Raw genomic sequence first — 12,537 nt, 5'->3', positions numbered from 1 at the left:
TGAGCATGATGATTGATAACAACAAGGAGAGTCCAAAATAATGGATTATTTTATCGGAGCTTTACGGAAGTATGCTGATTTTTCAGGTCGTGCAAGACGAACTGAGTATTGGATGTTTATGCTGTTTTACACCATTTTCTATTTGATTTTAGCGCTAGTAGGTTCATTGCTTGGTACTGAAATTTTATCACTTCTCTTTTCATTAGCGCTGCTGGTACCATCTTTAAGTATTGGTGCTAGAAGATTGCATGATACTGGTCGTAGTGGCTGGTGGCAGTTACTCTATATTCTTCCTATTATTGGCTTTATTGTACTCATCATCTTTTTTGTCCAAGACAGCCATGATGAAAATAGCTATGGCGGCAACCCTAAAGCCATTGCCGCAAGTTAAGTCAGTATTTATAGGTTATTAAAGGCCAGGTTAAGTGTTGACTTGGCCTTTTTCTTGCCTATAGCTGTTGTTGAGAATGTCGGTAATTCTGCAAGTTCAACATCGTTTGGTGTAAAGAGGTAAGCTCGTTGCTCAAAAACTTTCTTGATGCAAAAAAGCAAACGCTAGCAAAGTCCCATGATGGTACTGGTGAATATGACCTGTTTGAGATATGGAAGCCTGCTGACTTTAGCAGTAATGTAGATTTTATCGATAGAGTGGTGATCCCGCCCAAATCAAGTGTTGGTTACCATAAGCATGCTAATAATGAAGAGATGTATATCGTGCTTGAAGGGCAAGGTGAGATGAAGCTCAATGGCAAAAAGGTATTCATTAAGAAAGGTGATATGATTTTAAATCAGCCTTTTGCTGAACATGGCTTGGTAAACAATTCGGACTGCGTGATTGATATCTTGGTTATTCAAGTGTCCATTTAACCGCCCAATTAGTTCTCTATTAAGTTCTGGAAATTGAAGTTGATGACACAAGTTAGATAAATGAGCGGCATTATTCGTTTAATTGCAGTGTTAATCCTCCATTGAAATCATCAATGTTTAGCACTTAACTCAGTAGGGTTGGAAGATGATAAGAAAAGCAACCAAGGCCGATGCGAGTACTGTATGGCAGATTAGATCGCAGGCAATATTGCGCACTTGCTCAAGCCATTATAGCCAAGAGATAGTATCGAACTGGTCAAGTGTGCCAATGCCTGATGGGTTTGCTGATGTATTAGTGCATCATGGCGCATTGGTCTTTGAGGTGCAAAACCAGCTATTGGGTTTTGGTTTCGTTGATATTGAGCAATGTCGCCTAGAGGCACTTTTTGTTTCCCCTGATTGCGTAGGTAAAGGTTATGGCAGGCTCATTGCTAGCGAGCTACTGTTGGTAGCCAAGCACGCAGGCGTTAAATTGTTAACACTGTCATCATCTTTAAATGCGGTTAAATTTTATCAAGGACTCGGTTTTGAGGCTAAAGAAGAAACTTTATGGGTGCATCCTTTAGGTTTTGAAATTACCTCTGTATTAATGGCGAAGCAATTGAGCTAATTTAATTCATTAAATGTTATGTTTTATCTCGTCTATCGCCAATGACTCTTGCTGGATTACCAGCAACAATGGCGTAATCTTCTACATCTTTAGTGACCACAGCCCCCATACCCACAACGGCATGATTGCCTATTGTAACGCCATCGACAATCCCTGCCTGCGCGCCTATCCAGACATCTTCGCCGATTACGATACCTTTTGAGTTGGAAGCTTGCTGGTAGATTGGAGAATCGGGTGTCATGCCGTGATTAAAAGCATAGATAGTCACGTTGTTAGCAATACGAGTTTGCTTGCCAATGGTTATGCCATGGCGGCCACCATCGATTGAACAACCGTGATTGATTGCTACTTCATCGCCTAAAGTGAGCGGCCCATGTATAAAACTGTCGGCGGCAATCATGCACTGTCTACCGACTTTAATTTCGCGTCCGCGCTCTGCAAACAGATTTGCTTCAGGTGCCACAAAGCTGTTTTCGGCAATAGAGATGGTTTCTACACTGCAAAAGTGTGCTTGCACTTTATCTTGCCAAGGTTTAGCCCATAAGCGGTGTTTTTCTTTGAGGGAAAAATACAGCCATGGCATGTAAGACAGGCGCTTTTTATGTTGAGCTTGGTAGTCAGGCTTGCCAGTTTCAGTCATCACTTTTCTCCAACTTGGCGGAGATGCCAACTTGTGACGGCCGCAATTCAAGTACTTCTATCCCATCGGCTAACATTTTCCACAAGATATCTAAGTCATACAGAGCGACTTGATAAAGTTTAGGATCGGCCTTAGCTTTTTTGTAAGCGGGACGAGGATCTTGCGCTAATACCCCTATTATTAACTCAGCAAGCCTTGGATAGTTATCACTTTTTTGGTAAAGCTCTAATTGTTGTTGAGCTGCTTGGCAAAAAGTAACCCTTGCTAGGACTGGCGCCTCTTGGGCAATACCACCAGCGGCCTCTTCAATCGAGTCGGAAAAGGGAATATATGGCTTAATATCTACGATTGGGGTGCCATCAAGCAAGTCCATGCCAGAGATCTCCAAACGGACTTTACCATTATCGCTGTGCACGCCATGGAGTTTCACCACAGACTGACCAATACCGTTGGGCCTAAACGTTGAGCGCGTAGCAAATACTCCCAGTTTCTCATTACCACCTAAACGGGGGGGGCGCACTGTGGTTTTCCAGCCTTGGGCTAAGTTTTCATGGAAACAAAAGAGTAACCAAAGGTGAGAATATTGCTCTAAGCCCCGAACGGTATCAATTTGATTGAAAGGCGGCGCCAGTTCAACAAAGCCTCGAGCAGCGCTCACCAAGCCAGGTTGGCGCGGGATGCCAAATTTTTGTTTATACGGTGTGCGGCAGTACGCTACCGCTTGGATCTGATTGGTAAAAGACATAATCACTTAACTAGCGGTTAGGCTATTCCTGCGCTGTAGTCGTCACAATAGCTTGACCAACACATAGTGCACGAGTCACGCAGTTTGGCGTAGACTCTTCGATTAACAAGCAGTTCTTAATGACAACTCCATTTGCTTGTTTATCTGCTGCTGCACGGCGAGCTAATGTGCGCGCTTCAACAATAGAAGCAGGGGCATCGCTTTCGCCTATTTGACAAGTTTCACCCTCAACTAAACCTTTTATTTCATAAGGGCCTTTAGGTTGAATACTTCCTTCATAAAGCGTGACATCGCCAACTTTAAAGTAATCGTTAATTGCTTCGCCATCGAGGTTACTGTTAAAGGCATATTCACCCGCACAAGCGCTAAGTAAAATGATAAGAGAAGCTGGCAGTAGGTATTTCATAATGAATGCCTGTTATATGAGTTATTAGGTTAGTAAAAGGGGTTAGCTTTCACTAAAGAGGCGTACAAAAAAGTGCTCATAAAGAGCACTTTTCATTAAACGGTCTTGTTAGCGCTATAAGTTTGAAATTCTAGCGCTTTAGATACTTTTGATAAAGCTGTTGATGACGATTATTTAGATCAATTTTACGACCATCAATATAAACGGACTCAATGCCCGCCTGCATCGGGTCTAAAATATCTCCCGTTGCAATAATCATATTGGCTTTAAAGCCAGGCGCAATAGCGCCCATGTCGTCAATATCAAGTATTCTCGCCGCATCAAGGGTAATGCTTTGAAGTGCTTGTGACTTGGTTAGACCATAGGCGACAGTTTGTCCTGCTGCAAATGGCAAGTTACGGCTATTCCAGTCAGACGAAAAACCGAGCGCGAAAGGGATGTTGGCTTGTTTAAGCAGCGCAGGAATTTTGAAGGCCAGATCAATGGGTTCATCCTTACGCTTCGGTAAACTCAATGTTTGGGTATAGATAACTTTTGCATTAACTTCCGCCAATGCATCGGCTATACGCCAAGCATCATAGCCACCAACGATAACAATTTTAAAACCGTACACCTTACTCAGCGCAATCGCTTCCTCTATCTGTTTTTGTGATTGTGCATGAATAAACAACTGCGCATCACCGTCAAATAATGGCGTTAGAGACTGCCAGCGTAGGTCTGTTTTGGTTATCTTGCCGGCTTTAAGTGCCAGTTGATAACGATGAGCATCAGTAAAAGCCTCATGAACCTTGTTAACTCGCTTGCTGAGAGCATCAAGTTGGTCTTGACGTTTATCGGCATCAGATGACATCCAGCGAATATATGGCCAGTAAAGATGAAATTGCTTGTTTGACTCAACTAATGCATCTTCTATCGTCCAGCTGTCCATCGATACCAGTGCTGATTGGCCCGCTAACCCATCACCTTGCGGAACGACTTGAGCATGAGTAATACCATTAACACGTACGGTAGGAATGATTTCCGAGTCAGGATTAAAGGCGGAAATGGCCTCAAGTTGTGGATTAATAAAGCCCACTTCGTAGGCGTCATTACTTGGACGCATCATCTCTACTTCAACAAGCCCCATGGTGGTATCAAGTGCAATAAGACCCGGATAGATATGTTTATCGCTGGAATCGAGCACGACTGCGTTGGCGGCCATTAGCGCTGTTTCTGATTGAGCAGCTGGCTTATCTGCTTGCTCGCTAAGATCCGCAGCAGGTTCCGCGGTTGCTAGGTTTTGTCCAACAGCGACAATCTTGCCGTCTGCAATCAATACATCGGTATGCTCAAGCTGACCTTGAGTCACCGAATGGACAGTGGCATTGGTAAACAGTACTGCTGAAGTTTGCGCCGGTGCTGGCAGCATGTCGTGGGCATAAAGCGCACTGCTAAACAAGCATGAGGTAATAACGCTAGCTAATGAGCCTGCTATTTTAATTGATTGAGTAAGCTTCATTACAGTGCTCCTTGAGCAGTTTGTTGCCAAGCATTAAAGTGAGTGTCGCAGTGCCATTCTGGCTCAGCTAACTCGATACTGGTTTCACCTTGTTTATGGGCATCATCACTCAGTAGCACTTTTTGGATCAATGCGCTGCGCTCTTTTTCTACCGCTATTTGAGCTAATTTATCTTGCTCACGGCTAAAGTATTGACGCCCTTGAATCCAAGTTGAATCAACTTTGGCATAAACAGATAGCGGAGAGTCACTCCAAAGCACGATATCAGCCTGTTTCCCCTCAACCAGTGAGCCAACTTTGTCCTCGATACCTAACTGGATGGCAGGATTAATGGTGATCATCTTCCAAGCATCTTCTGCGCTCATACCACAATACATCATCGATTTGGCGGCTTCTTGGTTGAGCCTACGCTGCATCTCGTAATCATCAGAGTTGATGCTGGTGAGTACGCCTTTGTTTTGCATTAGACAAGTGTTTTGCGGGATAGCATCATAAACTTCAAATTTGTAAGCCCACCAGTCTGAGAAGGTAGATGCATAAGCACCATGTTTGGCCATTTCATCTGCGACTTTATAGCCTTCAAGAATATGGGTGAAGGTCCCCACTTTAAATTTGTAAGCTTCAGCTAATCTGAGGAACATTAAGATCTCAGATTGCACATAGGAGTGAATATGCACAGTACGTGTTTGCTCTAAGACCTCGGCTACAGCTTCTAAGCGGTAGTTATATTGGGGAGCGACAGTACGTCTTCGTTCGCTTGAACGCATTTTTTTATAATCACGCTGCGCTTTTCTATAAGCTAAGGCTTCGTTAAATGCCTCGCTGAACAGTGATTTAACACCGATACGACTCTGAGGGAATCGACTGTCAAAGTTGTCTCCCCAGTTACTTTGCTTAACATTTTCACCTAATGCGAATTTAATACTGGCAGGAGCGCCTGCAAATTTTAACTGCTCGGCGTTATCGCCCCATTTTAGTTGAATGATTTGCGCTTGGCCGCCGATAGGGTTTGCACTTCCGTGCAAAATCTGTGCGGTAGTGACGCCGCCAGCAAGGCCGCGGTAGATGGCAATATCATCAGGGTTAATCACATCACCAATTCTTACCTCTGAGGTAACAGCATCTGTTGCTTCGTTAGTACCACCATTTAGTGCAATATGTGAGTGTTCGTCAATAATACCCGCAGTAAGGTGCATGCCTGTGGCATCGATGACTTTATATCCCGAAGGTGTGCTTAATTGACTTCCTATCTCCTCAATTTTGCCGCGAGAGATAATCAAGTCAGTGTTGTTTAATACACCGTTTTCAGCTGACGTCCAAATCGTGGCGTTTTTAATATGCAGCTTGTCTTGAGTGGGCTGTGTTAACAAACCATAGGCAACATTAGGTGAAGTTTGCTTAGCTATTTGCGGTAGCTCAGCGCTCTTTGCATTCAGTGAGTCGTTATCATCTAATGCTATTTGTTCAAGCTTGGTGCCGCCAAAAGGTACAGTTTGATTTTTACTATCGAGCAGGCGACCACGTATGCCATTGTCATCAAACCACAAGGTGAAACGGCTAATCCCATCAATACCAGCGTCGGTTAAATCAGCACTGAAGGTCATTCGGCCTTGATTGAAATGAACGTTGGCTAGGCTGATCTCTTGTTCTCCACTCGACAATGTACCCGATAAACTCGGATCTTGTTCAATGTTAAGGTCGAAAGTAAGTTCATTAATCTGTAATTGATACGGCTGAGACAGTAAGGTTAGCTCACGGTTGATAAGCTGACGTTCTTCACCTTGCAACCAGATGCTGGTGATTTTTCCATCCTCAAATACGTTGCCACGACTAATGACGAGGTCTGCCATGTAACCAGGTTTCAATTGGCCGGCCATATTACTGATCCCTGCAATCTCAGCAGCCTCAGTCGTTAATGCAGCGAGTGCAGTTTGTTGATCTAAACCGCGCTCAATGGCCTGCTTGAGTCGCGGCCAAAATTTGTCTTCATCAATACCGTATTGAGTCAGCGCAAAAGGCACATCTGCTTTGGCGACCATAGCGGCATTACTCGGGGCTGTTTCCCAATGTCTTAAAGATGCCAAACTGACATCTCGTTCACTGTCGCTATCGATAATGGTCGGTGCCGCAGGATAATTTAAAGGCAACACTAAACTATAGGGATAAGATTTTAGTTCATCAATTCTAGCGTATTCATGGCCATTACCAACTAAGCTACCTTTAAGTTTCTGCTTATTTAATAATCTAGCGGCTCTTAATTGATTATTTAAGTTCTTTGTTTGAAAGATGAAGCGTTGTTCTTTTAAGTTTGAAAGGCGCTCCAATGCAATATTGAATTCAACATTGTTAGTTGAACTAGTACTTTTGGCTATATTATTGTTATACCAACGTGCATCTGAGAACGTTTGTCGAATGAGCGCCATACTACCCATTAATGACTGCGGGTAGTCTTGAATCGATGAGCCTTTATCGAATGCCATAAATTGATTGGCTTTAGCTTTGTATATTATATCATTTGCTTTTTTATCTGCCAGAGATAAGCTGACTCCACGCCCTCTAAATATGCCATCTAAATAGCTAGACTGCACACTGGTGAAACCATTGTTAATCCACTTTTCAGCCTGCTCTTTGTTGGGATATACATAATTAAACCATTCTTTCTCTGAATGGATAGCGCCATTTTCGGCATTACCGCCAATTCGTTTTATTTCATAAACGGGACCGTCGCTATCTTCACTCGGTGCTTCATACTCGATAGCATATTCAGTGAATGGATCAATAAATCCAGGGTAAATAATATGACCTGACAGGTTTATTTCATAGGCCCCTGCTGGGATGTCATTATCTTTTATAATTGACTTGATTCGATTGTTTTCAATTAACAAAGTGGCATCAGTCAATATTTCTCCAGGCTCTAACATCAAGGTTGCATGACTTAAGGCTGTGATTTTTGGAGTATTATCGGTCAGCTGCTCATTAGCTATTACACTATGGCTGCTCAACACACTAAGTAGGGCGACAAGGGCTTTTATTTTATGTTTATGCATTATCGTACTTATGTTTTTTATAGAAGGTGGCGGAACTGTGAGGATATCTTAACTTAATAGCAATTACTAAGCAGTAATTGTAACCTTGAATGTAAATGTAGCGATAATTAACAAAAAACCCAGCAAATGCTGGGTTCTTAAAGGGCAAAGAGAAAATTTAGATAAGGAAGTCTTCCATAGTACGGCCATTTTCTAATTCATTTTTAAATACGGTTGGCATACGTCCTTGCCCTGTCCATTGAACCATTTCTCCGTTAACTTCGATTTGGTATTTAGCAGGACGTGGAGCACGTTTCTTAGGAGCTGGTTTAACACCCGCGCCACCAATATCATCAACTGATAAGCCAATGGCTTCCATTTGCTTACGAATTTCTTCAATTTTAGCATTACGCTCAGCCATTGCTTCGCTTTCTGCTTCAGCTTGAGATGCTTTTTCATCGATGATTTTTTCAAGCTTTACTGAAACGTCTTTTAAGTCTTCAAGAGACAACTCTTTTACAGCAGCTTTAAAACGACGACCGTGGGTCAAAATATCTAAAAATTCGCTCATAATTATTAAGTCCGATTAAAAAAAATTGATAAAGGATTTTTATATTCTGGCTAAATAATAGAAACTATTTCAATAAGGATCAAATATTATTTTAGTTTTATTAATAATTAAAAAGGATTAATTATAATTTAACTTGAAAGGCTTGTTATATTCATGAAAAAGGATCGATATAAGGTAAATACTCTGTTTATGAATAGATAAATATGAACAGGTGTTCGACTCTAGGTTGACGTTAACGTCAACAGCACGTAAAGTGACTCTAAATTCTGTAATAGTGTCTGTGCTATATAAGTCGCTGTTAACACAATCCCGTTCATTAAGAGACGTAAGAAGGAAGCCCTATGAAAGTATTGGTGCCAGTAAAACGTGTCGTCGATGCCAATGTTAAGGTCAGGGTTAATGCTGACAATACTAGCGTCGATACCGCAAACCTTAAAATGGCGATTAACCCGTTTTGTGAGATTGCAGTAGAAGAAGCTGTTCGTTTGAAAGAAGCGGGTAGCGCTGCTGAAGTTGTTGTACTCAGTATTGGCCCTAAAGCGTCACAAGAGCAATTGAGAACGGCGCTAGCACTAGGAGCTGACCGAGCTATTCATATCGAAACCGACGAAGACCTCGTTCCTTTGTCTGTCGCCAAGCTTATCCATGCAGTACAGCAAAAAGAGCAGGCTGATTTAGTTATCTTAGGTAAACAGTCGATTGACAGTGACAACAACCAAACTGGTCAAATGTTGGCTGCCATTGGTAAAATGCCTCAAGCGACATTTGCATCAGAAGTTAAAGTTGACGCTAACCAGCTCATCGTGACTCGTGAAGTGGATGGTGGCCTACAAACATTGCAGTTGCCATTGCCTGCTGTTGTCACTGCTGATTTACGCCTGAACGAACCTCGTTATGCGAAGCTGCCTAACATCATGAAAGCCAAGCGCAAGCCGCTAGAATCATTAACCCCTGCAGATTTTGATATTACGCTTAAGGCACACCAAACAGTGCTTAAGGTAACACCTCCTGCTCAGCGTAGCGCTGGTGTAATGGTGTCTTCTGTAGAAGAGTTAGTTGAAAAGTTAAAGAATGAAGCGAAGGTGATCTAATGGCAATTCTAGTATTAGCAGAACACGATAACGCCAGTCTTAAACTGGATACAGCTAAAGTCGTTGCTTGTGGCCAAGCAATTGGTGGCGATATCGATGTATTGGTTATCGGTCACGACTGTGGCGATGTGACAAGCAGCGCACAACAGTTAAATGGTGTACGTAATGTTTTGGTTGCTGACGCCTCTGTTTATGCCAACGGTTTGGCTGAAAATATAGCAGATGTAATTACTGAAGTTGCCGCAGACTATGAGCATGTACTTGCCGCAGCATCAAGTCACGGTAAAGACATATTGCCGCGCGTTGCAGCATTGCTAGACGTTAACCAGCTATCAGAAGTGATTGAAGTGGTCAGTAACGACACCTTCATTCGCCCAATTTATGCCGGTAACGCATTAGCAACGGTGCAAAGCTTAGATGATAAAAAAGTGATGACGGTTCGCTCTAGTGCGTTTAATGCTGTAGCAAATGATTGCAGCGCAGATTTAGTGACGCTTTCGCAAGAAGTTGCACCACAGGTAGAGTTTGTTTCTCAAAGTCTTACGGAATCTGAGCGTCCTGAACTTGGTAGCGCTGGGGTGATTGTGTCTGGTGGTCGCGCTTTAGGTAATAGCGAGAATTTCACTATGCTGGAGCAATTGGCTGATAAGCTCGGCGGTGCACTTGGTGCATCACGCGCAGCAGTCGACGCAGGTTATGTACCTAACGACCTACAAGTGGGGCAAACGGGTAAAATCGTAGCACCTGACTTGTATATTGCTGTCGGGATCTCTGGTGCGATTCAGCATCTTGCCGGTATGAAAGATTCAAAAGTAATTGTAGCAATCAATAAAGATCCAGAAGCACCGATTTTCCAGGTTGCTGACTATGGATTAGAAGCGGATCTATTTGAAGCAGTGCCACAGCTTTTGGAACAGCTTTAAAATATCACAGAGCTTATTGACGAGCAGTTAAAAATCAACCAGTTGTAAATTTTGGGTTGTTGCGCTGTTATCGTTTGTGGGTTTAAGTTGGTAATATTTGAGATCTGTGTCACGATAAGCGGCTTTAGGGTAGCATCCCTAAAGCCGCTTATGTTTTTATGTCATTCACGTTAATTAGCTCTGCCTATTTAGCGTCCTTAGAAGTAGAGGTGCATTTAATATTAGTACCAACGAGTAGGGTGATGCCTATGACTTGTTGAGAAAGGATTTGATGCCGAAGTGACATAGCATATCGAGGCGTGTTGCTGGGGCTGTTATCAAATAGGAACAGCACTGCCATAGTATTTCTTATCGGGAAGATAAGAAGATTTTATATTAATGTCGAACATTGATATTACTGTGGAGCGCTACTGATAGGACAGGTGTAATCAGCTCTCAATGCTAACTCCCACCAGTTCAGTCGGCCTCCATTCGTACTTAGCGAAGATAATAATTAAATGACAATTTTAAGCTATGCCGATTCGGCACTTTCGTTGCTGCCTCCGGTAGTTGCAATCGTACTGGCGATGTTAACGCGTCGTGTTTTACTTTCTCTTGGGGTAGGGATCCTGCTGGGCGCGCTATTGCTGACTGATTTTTCTGCAGCTAATACCGTTCAATATGTGGGTGAAAAAGTAATGGGACTCGTGTGGGATGACGGGGCACTTAATAGCTGGAACCTATACATTCTTGGCTTCTTAGTGCTACTGGGTATGATCACCGCACTCATCACCGTTAGCGGCGCAGCTCGCGCGTTTGCTGATTGGGCTCGCAATCACATTCGCAATAAACGCGATGCGAAACTACTAACCATGTTCCTTGGGTGTGTGGTGTTTATTGATGATTATTTCAATAGTCTGGTTGTTGGCAGTGTCGCAAGACCACTTACCGATCGTTACTATATTTCCCGTAGTAAACTAGCCTACTTGCTTGATTCAACGGCCGCACCTATCTGTGTTATTTCGCCAGTCTCAAGCTGGGGGGCGTACATCATCGCGCTGATTGGCGGCATTTTAACGGCTCACGGTTTTACTGACTCAGGACATCTAAGTACATTTGTGCAGATGATCCCGATGAACTTCTACGCTATTTTTGCTTTGTTACTACTACTTTGCGTTGCGCTTATGGGACTGGATATTGGTCCTATGCGCCAGCATGAGCTTAATGCGCAAAAGGGCAACCTTTATGATGAATCTAAAGGGTTACCGCCAGGGGCAAATTCAGACCTACCTGAAGCTGACACCGGTAAAATTATCGGCTTGTTTCTGCCTATCACTGTATTAGTTTTTGCCACTTTCTACTTTATGGTGAGCAGTGGTGGTGATGCGCTTGCGGCTAAGAATGAAGCGTTCAGCTTAATCGGTGCATTTGAAAATACTGATGTGGGCTCTTCATTGTTCTTTGGTGCGTTAATTGGTCTTATTGTTACACTCGTGTTGGTTATCTACCAAGGTGTCGATAAGAAGATGATCGTTAAAGGTGTGGTTGAAGGCGCCAAATCTATGCTACCAGCCATCTACATCTTGTTGTTTGCTTGGACGATTGCTGGGGTGATTGGCCAACTCGAAACCGGCAAGTATATGGCGAGCTTAGCCACTGGTAATATACCGTTTGCGATGCTTCCTGCTGTGCTATTTATATTGGCAGGCTTAACAGCGTTCTCTACCGGAACCAGCTGGGGAACCTTCGGTATTATGTTACCAATTGCAGCGGATATGGCGATGGGTAGCCATACAGGCATGATGCTACCAATGCTTGCCGCGGTGCTTGCTGGCGCAGTGTTTGGTGATCATTGCTCGCCAATATCTGATACCACGATTTTATCGTCGACAGGGGCAAACTGCCACCATATCGACCATGTGATCACTCAGTTGCCATATGCGCTGATTGTTGCTGGTATTAGCTTAGCGGGTTACATCGTACTTGGTTTCACTGAGTCGGTGACTGCAGGTTTATTGACTTGTAGTGCACTGTTTGTAATTAGTGTGATTATACTACGAATTAAATCTTGTCAGCGAACCACTGCTTAAGCAGAGTATTCGAAAGACAAAGCAGCTAACCAATTAGCTGCTTTATAGACATAAAAATGCCGCTCTAATTAGAGCGGCATTTTTGTCGGTA

Annotated in this window: 12 protein-coding genes and 1 riboswitch; of the genes, 6 read left to right on the top strand and 6 right to left on the bottom strand. The window is 43.2% G+C overall.

The window, feature by feature from the left end; genetic code table 11:
- Nucleotides 1-40 precede the first annotated feature (40 nt).
- From SWP_RS15545 to SWP_RS15535, 3 genes are all read left to right on the top strand, one after another.
- A complete protein-coding gene (locus SWP_RS15545; protein ID WP_020913524.1) occupies nt 41-391 on the top strand; it encodes a DUF805 domain-containing protein in 351 nt (116 codons plus the stop codon).
- A gap of 128 nt (nt 392-519) precedes the next feature.
- Nucleotides 520-867 (top strand): cupin domain-containing protein, encoded by a 348-nt coding sequence (locus tag SWP_RS15540; protein WP_020913523.1) that lies wholly within the window; start codon nt 520-522, stop codon nt 865-867.
- A 145-nt stretch (nt 868-1,012) separates the two neighbouring features.
- On the top strand, nt 1,013-1,477 hold the full coding sequence (locus SWP_RS15535) for a GNAT family N-acetyltransferase (RefSeq protein WP_020913522.1): 465 nt from the start codon (nt 1,013-1,015) through the stop codon (nt 1,475-1,477).
- A 16-nt stretch (nt 1,478-1,493) separates the two neighbouring features.
- On the opposite strand, the gene SWP_RS15530 is transcribed toward SWP_RS15535, so the two are convergent.
- The 6 genes from SWP_RS15530 to SWP_RS15505 form a co-directional block, all read right to left on the bottom strand.
- Nucleotides 1,494-2,117 carry an acyltransferase gene (locus SWP_RS15530; RefSeq protein ID WP_020913521.1) on the bottom strand — a complete coding sequence of 208 codons (624 nt, stop codon included), beginning with the start codon at nt 2,115-2,117 and terminating at the stop codon, nt 1,494-1,496.
- Nucleotides 2,110-2,862, bottom strand: coding sequence for a tRNA (N6-threonylcarbamoyladenosine(37)-N6)-methyltransferase TrmO (tsaA, locus tag SWP_RS15525; protein WP_020913520.1), 753 nt, complete (start codon nt 2,860-2,862; stop codon nt 2,110-2,112). Before tsaA ends, SWP_RS15530 begins: the two co-directional genes overlap by 8 nt.
- Nucleotides 2,863-2,884: 22 nt before the next feature.
- A complete protein-coding gene (gene rcsF, locus SWP_RS15520; RefSeq protein ID WP_020913519.1) occupies nt 2,885-3,268 on the bottom strand; it encodes an Rcs stress response system protein RcsF in 384 nt (127 codons plus the stop codon).
- A gap of 130 nt (nt 3,269-3,398) precedes the next feature.
- On the bottom strand, nt 3,399-4,766 hold the full coding sequence (locus tag SWP_RS15515) for an amidohydrolase family protein (RefSeq protein ID WP_020913518.1): 1,368 nt from the start codon (nt 4,764-4,766) through the stop codon (nt 3,399-3,401).
- Nucleotides 4,766-7,813, bottom strand: a complete 3,048-nt coding sequence (locus tag SWP_RS15510) for an amidohydrolase family protein (RefSeq protein WP_044555983.1) — start codon at nt 7,811-7,813, stop codon at nt 4,766-4,768. The genes SWP_RS15515 and SWP_RS15510 overlap by 1 nt, the downstream gene beginning before the upstream one ends.
- Before the next feature lie 157 nt (nt 7,814-7,970).
- The gene (locus SWP_RS15505) at nt 7,971-8,363 is read right to left on the bottom strand and encodes an H-NS histone family protein (RefSeq protein WP_020913516.1); all 393 of its coding nucleotides are present in this window, start codon (nt 8,361-8,363) and stop codon (nt 7,971-7,973) included.
- Between the two features lie 341 nt (nt 8,364-8,704).
- Between SWP_RS15505 and SWP_RS15500 the strand changes: the two genes are divergently transcribed.
- From SWP_RS15500 to SWP_RS15490, 3 genes are all read left to right on the top strand, one after another.
- Entirely contained in the window at nt 8,705-9,454 is a 750-nt protein-coding gene (locus SWP_RS15500) for an electron transfer flavoprotein subunit beta/FixA family protein (RefSeq protein ID WP_020913515.1), read from the top strand.
- A complete protein-coding gene (locus tag SWP_RS15495; protein ID WP_020913514.1) occupies nt 9,454-10,377 on the top strand; it encodes an electron transfer flavoprotein subunit alpha/FixB family protein in 924 nt (307 codons plus the stop codon). The genes SWP_RS15500 and SWP_RS15495 overlap by 1 nt, the downstream gene beginning before the upstream one ends.
- Before the next feature lie 196 nt (nt 10,378-10,573).
- Nucleotides 10,574-10,795: riboswitch (Lysine riboswitch) on the top strand.
- 79 nt (nt 10,796-10,874) lie between these two features.
- A complete protein-coding gene (locus tag SWP_RS15490; protein ID WP_020913513.1) occupies nt 10,875-12,446 on the top strand; it encodes a Na+/H+ antiporter NhaC family protein in 1,572 nt (523 codons plus the stop codon).
- Nucleotides 12,447-12,537 lie beyond the last annotated feature (91 nt).

Origin of the sequence: Shewanella piezotolerans WP3 (genome assembly GCF_000014885.1) — a bacterium.
Lineage (GTDB): Bacteria > Pseudomonadota > Gammaproteobacteria > Enterobacterales > Shewanellaceae > Shewanella > Shewanella piezotolerans.
This window is presented reverse-complemented; position numbering and strand designations above follow the sequence as displayed.

Excerpts from the sequence above, each read along its gene's own strand:
- rcsF (WP_020913519.1), bottom strand. The coding sequence starts at position 3,268 with ATGAAATACCTACTGCCAGCTTCTCTTATCATTTTACTTAGCGCTTGT.
- SWP_RS15495 (WP_020913514.1), top strand. The coding sequence starts at position 9,454 with ATGGCAATTCTAGTATTAGCAGAACACGATAACGCCAGTCTTAAACTG.
- SWP_RS15505 (WP_020913516.1), bottom strand. The coding sequence starts at position 8,363 with ATGAGCGAATTTTTAGATATTTTGACCCACGGTCGTCGTTTTAAAGCT.
- SWP_RS15530 (WP_020913521.1), bottom strand. The coding sequence starts at position 2,117 with ATGACTGAAACTGGCAAGCCTGACTACCAAGCTCAACATAAAAAGCGC.
- SWP_RS15500 (WP_020913515.1), top strand. The coding sequence starts at position 8,705 with ATGAAAGTATTGGTGCCAGTAAAACGTGTCGTCGATGCCAATGTTAAG.
- SWP_RS15545 (WP_020913524.1), top strand. The coding sequence starts at position 41 with ATGGATTATTTTATCGGAGCTTTACGGAAGTATGCTGATTTTTCAGGT.
- tsaA (WP_020913520.1), bottom strand. The coding sequence starts at position 2,862 with ATGTCTTTTACCAATCAGATCCAAGCGGTAGCGTACTGCCGCACACCG.
- SWP_RS15535 (WP_020913522.1), top strand. The coding sequence starts at position 1,013 with ATGATAAGAAAAGCAACCAAGGCCGATGCGAGTACTGTATGGCAGATT.
- SWP_RS15490 (WP_020913513.1), top strand. The coding sequence starts at position 10,875 with ATGACAATTTTAAGCTATGCCGATTCGGCACTTTCGTTGCTGCCTCCG.
- SWP_RS15510 (WP_044555983.1), bottom strand. The coding sequence starts at position 7,813 with ATGCATAAACATAAAATAAAAGCCCTTGTCGCCCTACTTAGTGTGTTG.
- SWP_RS15515 (WP_020913518.1), bottom strand. The coding sequence starts at position 4,766 with ATGAAGCTTACTCAATCAATTAAAATAGCAGGCTCATTAGCTAGCGTT.